Source organism: Stenotrophomonas sp. GD03958 (assembly GCF_029839005.1).
In the GTDB taxonomy this organism is placed as follows: domain Bacteria; phylum Pseudomonadota; class Gammaproteobacteria; order Xanthomonadales; family Xanthomonadaceae; genus Stenotrophomonas; species Stenotrophomonas hibiscicola.
In genome coordinates this window covers 1-7,861 of record NZ_JAOBZT010000114.1, presented here as the reverse complement: position 1 = coordinate 7,861, position 7,861 = coordinate 1, and the positions used below count along the sequence as shown (strand labels likewise).

Here is a 7,861-nt window from a genome sequence, read left to right as displayed (position 1 = left end):
GACACCGCCCCGGCAACCCACGGAAAGCCAGCTGTTGCCGTTGCCGTTGCCGTTGCATTGAGCAGGTGCAGGGCTGCAAGCCCTGCCGAAGCCCCCACTACGGTAGGGTGGGCCGATGCCGCGCTGCAGCTTGGCGTCGTCGCAGATTTGATTACACTTGAAACTTGTTTGCCCACGACTCCGGACACCCACCATGAAGCTTGGTTCCTTGAAGGAAGGCGGCCGCGACGGCACCCTTATCGTCGTCTCGCGTGACCTGCGCCACGGCGTGCGCGCCACCGGCATTGCCGCCACCCTGCAGCAGGCCCTGGAGGACTGGAGCCACATCGCGCCGCGCCTGAACGCCCTGTACGAATCGCTCAACGCTGGCGACGCCGATGGCGTGTTCGACCTCGATCCGCAGGCGCTGGCCGCACCGATGCCGCGTGCCTATGAGTTCGTCGATGGCAGCGCATACCTGCCGCACGTCGAGCGCGTGCGCCGCGCCCGCGGTGCCGAGGTGCCGGAGAGCTTCTACACCGACCCGCTGATGTACCAGGCCACCAGTGCGGGCTTCTACGGCCCGCGCGATGCGGTCAAGGTGGTCAGCGAGGACTACGGCATCGACCTGGAAGCGGAGATCGTGGTGATCACCGACGACGTGCCGATGGCGGCCACCCCGGAACAGGCCGCCAGCCACATCCAGCTGGTCGGCCTGGTCAACGATGTCTCGCTGCGCAACCTGATCCCGGGCGAGCTGGCCAAGGGCTTCGGCTTCCTGCAGTCCAAGCCGCGTTCGGCGCTGTCGCCGGTGTTCGTCACCCCCGATGAGCTGGGTGCTGCGTGGCAGGACAGCAAGGTGCACCTGCCGCTGCTGACCCACATCAACGGCCAGTGGTTCGGTGCGCCGGAGGCGGGCGTGGACATGCAGTTCAACTTCGCCCAGCTGGTCGCGCATGCGGCCAAGACCCGCCCGCTGGGTGCCGGCACCATCGTCGGCTCGGGCACCATCGCCAACGAAGACACCAGCAAGGGTGCCTCATGCTTCGCCGAGCAGCGCGTGGTCGAGACCCTGCGTGACGGCAAGCCGAGCACGCCGTTCATGTCCTTCGGCGACGTGGTCCGCATCGAGATGCTCGACGCTGCCGGCAACAGCATCTTCGGTGCGATCGAGCAGCGCATCGAACAGGCGGCCAGGCCCTGAGCATGGAGGCGGCGATGGAAATTCCGGTCGACGACGGCATCGTGCTGTACACCTACTGGCGATCCAGCGCCGCCTACCGCGTTCGCATCGGCCTGGAGCTGAAGGGCCTGGCCTGGGAGGCGCGGCCGGTGCATCTGGTGCGCGACGGTGGCGAGCAGCACCGGGATGCCTATCGCGCGCTCAATCCGCAGCAGCAGGTGCCGACGCTGCTGCATGAGGGGCATGTGCTGACCCAGTCGCTGGCGATCCTCGAATACCTGGACGAGCGCTTTCCGCAGGTACCGCTGCTGCCGGCCGACGCCGCCGGCCGTGCGCGGGTGCGGGCGCTGGCCCAGTTGGTGGCCTGTGATATCCACCCGATCAACAACCTGCGGGTGATGCAGTACCTGGAGCGCACGCTGCAGGTGCCCACCGACGCACGCACGCAGTGGACGCTGCACTGGATCGCCGAGGGCTTTGCGGCGATGGAAACGCTGTTGGCCAACAGCCGCGACACCGGCACCTTCTGCCACGGCGACCGTCCCGGCCTGGCCGATATCTGCCTGCTGCCGCAGCTCTACAACGCGCACCGCTTCGGTCTGGACCTGGCGCCGTATCCAACGTTGCGCCGGATTGAAGCGGCCTGCCAGGCGCTGGATGCCTTTGATCGCGCGCGCCCGGAAAACCAGCTCGACGCCGCCTGACGGGCCGCTTCGCTCGCCGGGCGCGGCCCGGCGCTAGCGGTCCCCGGTCCGTGGTAGCGCCGGGCCATGCCCGGCGGATGCCCCATCCCCTCGCAACATCTGCCGAAGGTCTTCCCGGAACAGCCGATAGCCGGCCTCGCGGCGTGCATCGTCGGTCTGCCGCAGCACCCACGCCGGGTGCACCGTGGCGTAGCCGCGCGTGCCATCTTCGAGGGTGTGCCAGCGTCCGCGGTCGCGTGAGAGGTCGAAGTCACGACCGAATACAGAGGCTGCCGCTGTCGCGCCCAGGCACACGATCACCCGGGGCCGTACACGCGCGATCTCACCCATCAGCCAGGGGCGGCAGGCCTGGATGTGGCGGCTTTCCGGTCGCTTGTGCAGCCGCACCTTGCCGCGCCGCTCATGGTGGAAGTGCTTCACCGCGTTGGTGAGGTACAGCTGGGCGCGATCGATTCCCAGCTCCGCCAGTGCGCGGTCCAGCACCTGGCCGGCGGGTCCTGCGAACGGCTGCCCGCGCAGATCCTCGGTGTCGCCGGGTTGTTCTCCGACCAGCATCACCTCGGCCCCTGCCGGCCCCTGGCCGAACACGGTCTGCGTGGCCTGCTCCCACAACGGGCACTGGCGGCAGGCGCTGGCCTGTCCGCGCAGATTGTCCAGACTGCTGGCATCGGTTGCCGGCGCCGCAGCGTTCGCACGTGGGCGAATCCTGCGTTGCGGCGCCTGCGCCGGCCGGTCATGCATCTCCTGCACGCGGTCGGCCGCATCGCGCACCAGGCGTGGCAGCAACTGTGCTTCAGGCAGATGGCGCCAGTACTTGGCCGGCATTTCCTGCATCATCATCCGTGTGTTGAGCCGCGCCGGATTGAAGATGCTGGCGTAGTAGGTCTGCCACAGCGACTCGCGTGCATCCTCGGCCGGGGCATCTTCGCGCCGTGCACCGGGGCCAAAGGCAAGCGCCTGCCCATCCCAGGCGACGCTGCGTTGGGGCGTGAGGATGGCCCAGCGCATGCCGGTGAAGCGGCGCGCGAAGAACGGCGCTACCCGGTCGACGATGTGGTGCTGTGGCTCGAACCAGGCGATGAACGCATCAGGTTGGCCGGGCACTTCCCGGAAGCGCACGAACGCCTTCATCTTGTGCGTGTCACGGCGGACGGCCTGGGCCAGAGCCGTTGCGCGCAGCACATCGGCGTCGGCGGGGTTGCCCAGCACCGCACGCTCGCCATGGGCGATGCGCCACAGCAGGCGATACAGCAACGCCAGGCGCTGGGGATCGCGATGGCACAGGCAGGTGGCCGCCAGCTCCAGGAAGTCACGTGGAACGTTGGGTGCACCGGCCTCGGCAAGCATCGGCGCCTGCTGCACGGCCGGCGCATCCAGCAGGGACGTTTCGCTCCCTTCCAGCCAGTCCAGCTGAGGCGGGGCCACGCCCCGCAGCAACGCTTCGCGCGCACCATCGCGCCAGGCCTGCAGCGACCATGCCGGATCCACCCGCAGCGACCAGCGCTGCGCGTCAGGCTGCGGGCGGGGCATCGAACAGCGAACCCTGGCGCGGCGGCGGGGCCAGCTGCGCGCGCAGCGCCGCCGGATCGTCCAGCGCTTTGCGCGGGTGATGGTCGGCCAGCAGCACGAACGGCAGCAGCTTGCTCATCGGTGCCTTCAGGCGCGCGATGTCGGCCACGCGCAGCCGCCCGTGGCGGCGCGCCATCAGCACGCGTTTGACGTTGCGCACGCCAAGGCCGGGCACGCGCAGCAGCATCTCCTTCGGTGCCCGGTTCAGATCGACCGGAAAGCGCTCGGGATGGCGGATCGCCCAGGCCATCTTCGGGTCGATATCCAGGTCGAGCATGCCGTCCTGGGTGGTATCGGTAATCTCATCCACGCCGTACCCGTAGAAGCGCAGCAGCCAGTCGGCCTGGTAAAGGCGATGTTCGCGCTGCAGCGGTGGCGGCTGCAGTGGCAGCTGCCGGCTGGCGTCCGGAATCGGGCTGAACGCGGAGTAGTAGACCCGGCGCATCCGGTAACTGCCGTACAGGCTGTCGGCGCTGGCCAGGATCTGCTGGTCGTTGGCCCCGTCCGCGCCGACGATCATCTGCGTGCTCTGCCCGGCCGGGGCGAAACGGGGAGGGCGCGGGCGTGCGCTGCGGCTGGCCGTCGGCGCCACCGCTGCGGGGGCCTTGCGCGCCTCCTTGGCTTCCTCGATGCGCCAACGCAGTTCGCCCATCGCGCCACGGATGGAATGAACCGTCTTCTCCGGCGCCAAGGCGCTCAGGCCGGCTTCGGTCGGCAGTTCCACGTTGATGGACAGGCGGTCGGCATAGCGCCCGGCACTGGCCAGCAGTTCCGGCGAGGCCTCGGGAATGGTCTTGAGGTGGATGTAGCCGGCGTAGCGGTGTTCTTCGCGCAGTTGCCGGGCCACCTCCACCATCTGCTCCATGGTGTAGTCCGCATTGCGGATGATGCCGCTGGAGAGGAACAGGCCCTCGATGTAGTTGCGCTTGTAGAAGTCCAGGGTGAGCGTGACCACCTCGTCTACGCTGAAACGTGCACGCGGCACGTTGCTGGAGACCCGGTTCACGCAGTAGGCGCAGTCGTAGATGCAGAAATTGGTCAGCAGGATTTTCAGCAGCGAAACGCAGCGGCCATCCGGTGTATAGCTGTGGCAGATGCCCATGCCCTCGGTGCTGCCGATACCGCCGCTGGCGCGCGAATCGCGCTTGCCCGAGCCGCTGGAGGCGCAGGAGGCATCGTATTTGGCGGCATCGGCCAGAATGGCCAGCTTGCGGATGGTTTCCATTGCGGAAACCTACGGATGAGCGGTCTCAATGGATGAGATCGGCCCTGAATCCTTCAGGCTTGCGCCGGGCATGGCCCGGCGCTACCGGTGTCGAAAGAGCTGCGCGGATCAGAACCCGTGGGTGATGCTCGGCGCGCCGGCCGAGAAATCCGCGTACGGGTCGTGTTCGCCGCTGCTGCCTTCGGACAGGCGGAACTTCAGGGCCAGGCCATCGCGCGAGTCGGCCGCGCGCAGCGCTTCTTCCTGCTCGATGATGCCGGCCTTGGCCAGCCGGAACAGGCACTGGTCAAAGCTCTCCATGCCTTCCTCCAGCGAGGCTTCCATCGCCGCCTTGATTTCGTGCACCTGGCCGCGGCGCAGCAGGTCGCGGATCATCGGCGTGTTGATCAGCACCTCGGTGGCCGGCAGGCGACGGCCTTCCTTGTTCTTCACCAGGCGCTGGCTGATCACCGCGCGCAGGTTCAGCGCCAGGTTCATCAGCACGTTCTTGTGCGCGCTTTCCGGGAAGAAGTTGAGGATGCGCTCGATGGTCTGGTCGGCGTTGTTGGAGTGCAGGGTGGCCAGGCACAGGTGGCCGGTCTCGGCGAAGGCGATCGCCGCCTCCATCGTTTCCGCATCCAGGATCTCGCCGATCAGGATCACGTCCGGCGCTTCACGCATCGCGTTCTTCAGCGCGTTGTGGAAGGCATGGGTGTCCAGGCCGACCTCGCGCTGGTTGACGATCGACATCTTGTGCTTGTGCAGGTACTCGATCGGGTCCTCGATGGTGAGGATGTGACCGGTGGTGGTGCTGTTGCGGTGGTCGATCATCGACGCCAGCGAGGTGGACTTGCCGGAGCCGGTGGACCCCACCACCAGCACCAGCCCGCGCGGGGTCATGATGACGTCCTTCAGCACCTGCGGAAGGTTCAGCTCCTCGATGCTCGGGATGCGGCTGCGGATGGCGCGGATGACCATGCCGACCTCGCCCCGCTGCTTGAACACGTTGACGCGGAAGCGCCCGGCGTCGGGCAGGGCGATGGCCATGTTGAGCTCGAGTTCGCGCTCAAACTGCGGCACCTGGCCCTCGTCCATCAGCGAGTAGGCAATCTTCTTCACCATGCCCGGCGGCAGGCCGGTGTTGCCCAGCGGATAGAGCTTCCCCTCGATCTTGATGTAGACCGGTGCCCCGGTGGTCAAAAACATGTCCGAAGCGTTCTTTTCGGTCATCAGCTTCAGGAAGTAGCCGATATCCATTGCGAATTTTCCCCAACGAAACGGCCGACGCCCGTTGCCAGCACGGTGTCGGCTTGACGACAATGGCCGTGAACCGACAACCGGTACGGCCTCCCCAATGAAACGACTTAGCTTCGCACGAATGCGCCATGGCCTGTATGTGATGGCGTTTGCATTCGCACTGTCTGCCCCCGCCTGGGCGCAGGACGCCGCCCTGGAACTGGCGCAGGCCCGGCAGGCGGTCGACAAGGCCACCCAGGCCGATGCCGACCAGTACGCCCCGGACCTGATCGGGCTGGCCCGGCAGGGGCTGGAGCAGGCCCAGCGCGCCGCAGGCGACCGCCGCGAGCGCAAGAATGCGCCGGCAATGGCCCTGCGCGCCGCCGCCGATGCCGACCTGGCCCGCGTCCGCAGCGAGGAAGCCACCGTCAGCGCGCAGCTGCAGCTGCGCCGCAACGAGGTCAACCAGCTGCAACGCCAGCTGTCGACCGGGGAGGACCGCCGGTGAAGCCGATGACCGCCGCAACCCTGGCCGCGCTGCTGGCGCTGCCGACCCTGGCCATGGCCGCCGACAACCCGATGGTGGCGCAGCTGAGCCAGCGCCTGATGGCCATCCAGGCCAACCCGGATACCGCTGAGCTGGGCGCGTTCGAGCGCATGCAGGCCCAGCAGGCCATCGCCACCCTGGACAAGGCCAAGCGCCGCGATCAGGAGCTGGCCACCTACCTGGCCGAGCGCCGGGTCGAGATCGCCGAGACCGCCGTGCGCACCGCACTGGCCGCGCGCGAGGTGGACCGCCTGGATCGGACCCGCAGCGACCTGCTGATCGAGGCCAGCCGCCGCGATGCGGCCCGTGCCCGCCAGGAAGCCGAGCAGCTGCGCATGCAGGCGCAGATGCAGGCCGAGGAGGCCGAACGGTTGCGCCAGGCCGCCGAAGCCGAGACCCTGGCCCGCCAGGACGCCGAGAACGCCCTGACCAGCGTGGCCGGCAAGCAGCAGCAGCGTCTGAGCGCCGCACAGCAGAACGCCGCCAAGCTGGCCCGCGAGGAAGCCGAACTGGTGTCCGGGCAGAAACTGCCGGGCTCGAAGTTCGATGGCCGTGGCGAAGTTTTCACCTTCGGTGGTGACGCGTTCGCCGCAGGCGCCTCCAGCCTGTCGGGTGGCGCCCGCAACCAGGCCAAGGCCCTGGCCGAGTACCTGAACATCGGCAAGAAGGGCCGCCTGCGCATCGAGGCCTACGACAGTGCCAACGGCGTGGGCCAGAAGCGTGCCGAAGCGCTGCGCGACGCCCTGGTCGCGGGTGGTGTCGCCAGCAACCGCATCCAGGTCAGCGGCAAGAAGGCTGCGTCCACCCGGGCGCGCTCGGCCGAGGTCATCATTGCCCCGTAATGCATTGATATTGTTTGTTTTTCGTTGTGATGAGCATTCAGCCTGAACCCCGCCCCGGCGGGGTTCGGTCTTTTTGACGCAGGGGTCTTGTACCCCGCCTTGAGCAGGCGTAGGGTCAATCGTCCGGGACGCAATGCCGCGGACCGGACGATGGGAGGGCCGGGCCGATGCAAGCAGGGCGCGAACCGCAGCAGATCGACGTGCGCAGGCCAGTGCCGCAGGTCGTTGCACGCGTCCAGGTGGCCATCGACCGGCGCTCCTCCATGAACAACGCCCCGTGCCTTTCGGCCGGGGCGTTCGTGTATCTGTCGAAGGAGGTCCATCATGTTTGAAGATCAGCCCCAGAGCGAGATCGACGCACGTCGCGCGCGTGATCCGGAGTTCAGGGCACTCCATGACCAGCACCGCAAGTTGAACAAGAAGTGCATGGACGCGGAGTTGGGTGTACTCCCGATCGATGATGTCACCCTGGGTCGCATGAAGCGCGAGAAGCTGCTGGCCAAGCAACGTCTTCTGCGAATGTACGAAACACCGCTCCCAACGACGTCCCCCACGCTTTGACGCACATCGTCGCGCCCGGAACGGCGTGACCCGGCC

Annotated in this window: 8 protein-coding genes; 5 read left to right on the top strand and 3 right to left on the bottom strand. The window is 67.6% G+C overall.

Annotated features, from left to right (window positions below; all coding sequences use genetic code 11):
- Positions 1-193: 193 nt before the first annotated feature.
- Entirely contained in the window at positions 194-1,183 is a 990-nt protein-coding gene (locus N5C25_RS19795) for a fumarylacetoacetate hydrolase family protein (RefSeq protein WP_019660949.1), read from the top strand.
- 14 nt (positions 1,184-1,197) lie between these two features.
- Positions 1,198-1,866 (top strand): maleylacetoacetate isomerase, encoded by a 669-nt coding sequence (maiA, locus tag N5C25_RS19790; protein ID WP_251102939.1) that lies wholly within the window; start codon positions 1,198-1,200, stop codon positions 1,864-1,866.
- A gap of 33 nt (positions 1,867-1,899) precedes the next feature.
- Here maiA and N5C25_RS19785 read toward each other — a convergent pair whose 3' ends face one another.
- From N5C25_RS19785 to N5C25_RS19775, 3 genes are all read right to left on the bottom strand, one after another.
- The gene (locus N5C25_RS19785; RefSeq protein ID WP_279937729.1) at positions 1,900-3,396 is read right to left on the bottom strand and encodes a UdgX family uracil-DNA binding protein; all 1,497 of its coding nucleotides are present in this window, start codon (positions 3,394-3,396) and stop codon (positions 1,900-1,902) included.
- Positions 3,377-4,660 (bottom strand): putative DNA modification/repair radical SAM protein, encoded by a 1,284-nt coding sequence (locus N5C25_RS19780; RefSeq protein ID WP_279937728.1) that lies wholly within the window; start codon positions 4,658-4,660, stop codon positions 3,377-3,379. The genes N5C25_RS19785 and N5C25_RS19780 overlap by 20 nt, the downstream gene beginning before the upstream one ends.
- A gap of 108 nt (positions 4,661-4,768) precedes the next feature.
- Positions 4,769-5,896: a PilT/PilU family type 4a pilus ATPase gene (locus N5C25_RS19775; protein WP_014035879.1), complete on the bottom strand. Its 1,128-nt coding sequence runs from the start codon at positions 5,894-5,896 to the stop codon at positions 4,769-4,771.
- 121 nt (positions 5,897-6,017) lie between these two features.
- Between N5C25_RS19775 and N5C25_RS19770 the strand changes: the two genes are divergently transcribed.
- The 3 genes from N5C25_RS19770 (at position 6,018) to N5C25_RS19760 (ending at position 7,825) form a co-directional block, all read left to right on the top strand.
- Positions 6,018-6,383 (top strand): DUF4398 domain-containing protein, encoded by a 366-nt coding sequence (locus N5C25_RS19770; RefSeq protein ID WP_019660954.1) that lies wholly within the window; start codon positions 6,018-6,020, stop codon positions 6,381-6,383.
- Positions 6,380-7,264 (top strand): hypothetical protein, encoded by an 885-nt coding sequence (locus tag N5C25_RS19765; RefSeq protein ID WP_262212343.1) that lies wholly within the window; start codon positions 6,380-6,382, stop codon positions 7,262-7,264. The genes N5C25_RS19770 and N5C25_RS19765 overlap by 4 nt, the downstream gene beginning before the upstream one ends.
- Positions 7,265-7,588: 324 nt before the next feature.
- Positions 7,589-7,825: a YdcH family protein gene (locus tag N5C25_RS19760; protein ID WP_005407964.1), complete on the top strand. Its 237-nt coding sequence runs from the start codon at positions 7,589-7,591 to the stop codon at positions 7,823-7,825.
- Positions 7,826-7,861 lie beyond the last annotated feature (36 nt).

Excerpts from the sequence above, each read along its gene's own strand:
- N5C25_RS19760 (WP_005407964.1), top strand. The coding sequence starts at position 7,589 with ATGTTTGAAGATCAGCCCCAGAGCGAGATCGACGCACGTCGCGCGCGT.
- maiA (WP_251102939.1), top strand. The coding sequence starts at position 1,198 with ATGGAAATTCCGGTCGACGACGGCATCGTGCTGTACACCTACTGGCGA.
- N5C25_RS19770 (WP_019660954.1), top strand. The coding sequence starts at position 6,018 with ATGCGCCATGGCCTGTATGTGATGGCGTTTGCATTCGCACTGTCTGCC.
- N5C25_RS19775 (WP_014035879.1), bottom strand. The coding sequence starts at position 5,896 with ATGGATATCGGCTACTTCCTGAAGCTGATGACCGAAAAGAACGCTTCG.
- N5C25_RS19795 (WP_019660949.1), top strand. The coding sequence starts at position 194 with ATGAAGCTTGGTTCCTTGAAGGAAGGCGGCCGCGACGGCACCCTTATC.
- N5C25_RS19785 (WP_279937729.1), bottom strand. The coding sequence starts at position 3,396 with ATGCCCCGCCCGCAGCCTGACGCGCAGCGCTGGTCGCTGCGGGTGGAT.
- N5C25_RS19780 (WP_279937728.1), bottom strand. The coding sequence starts at position 4,660 with ATGGAAACCATCCGCAAGCTGGCCATTCTGGCCGATGCCGCCAAATAC.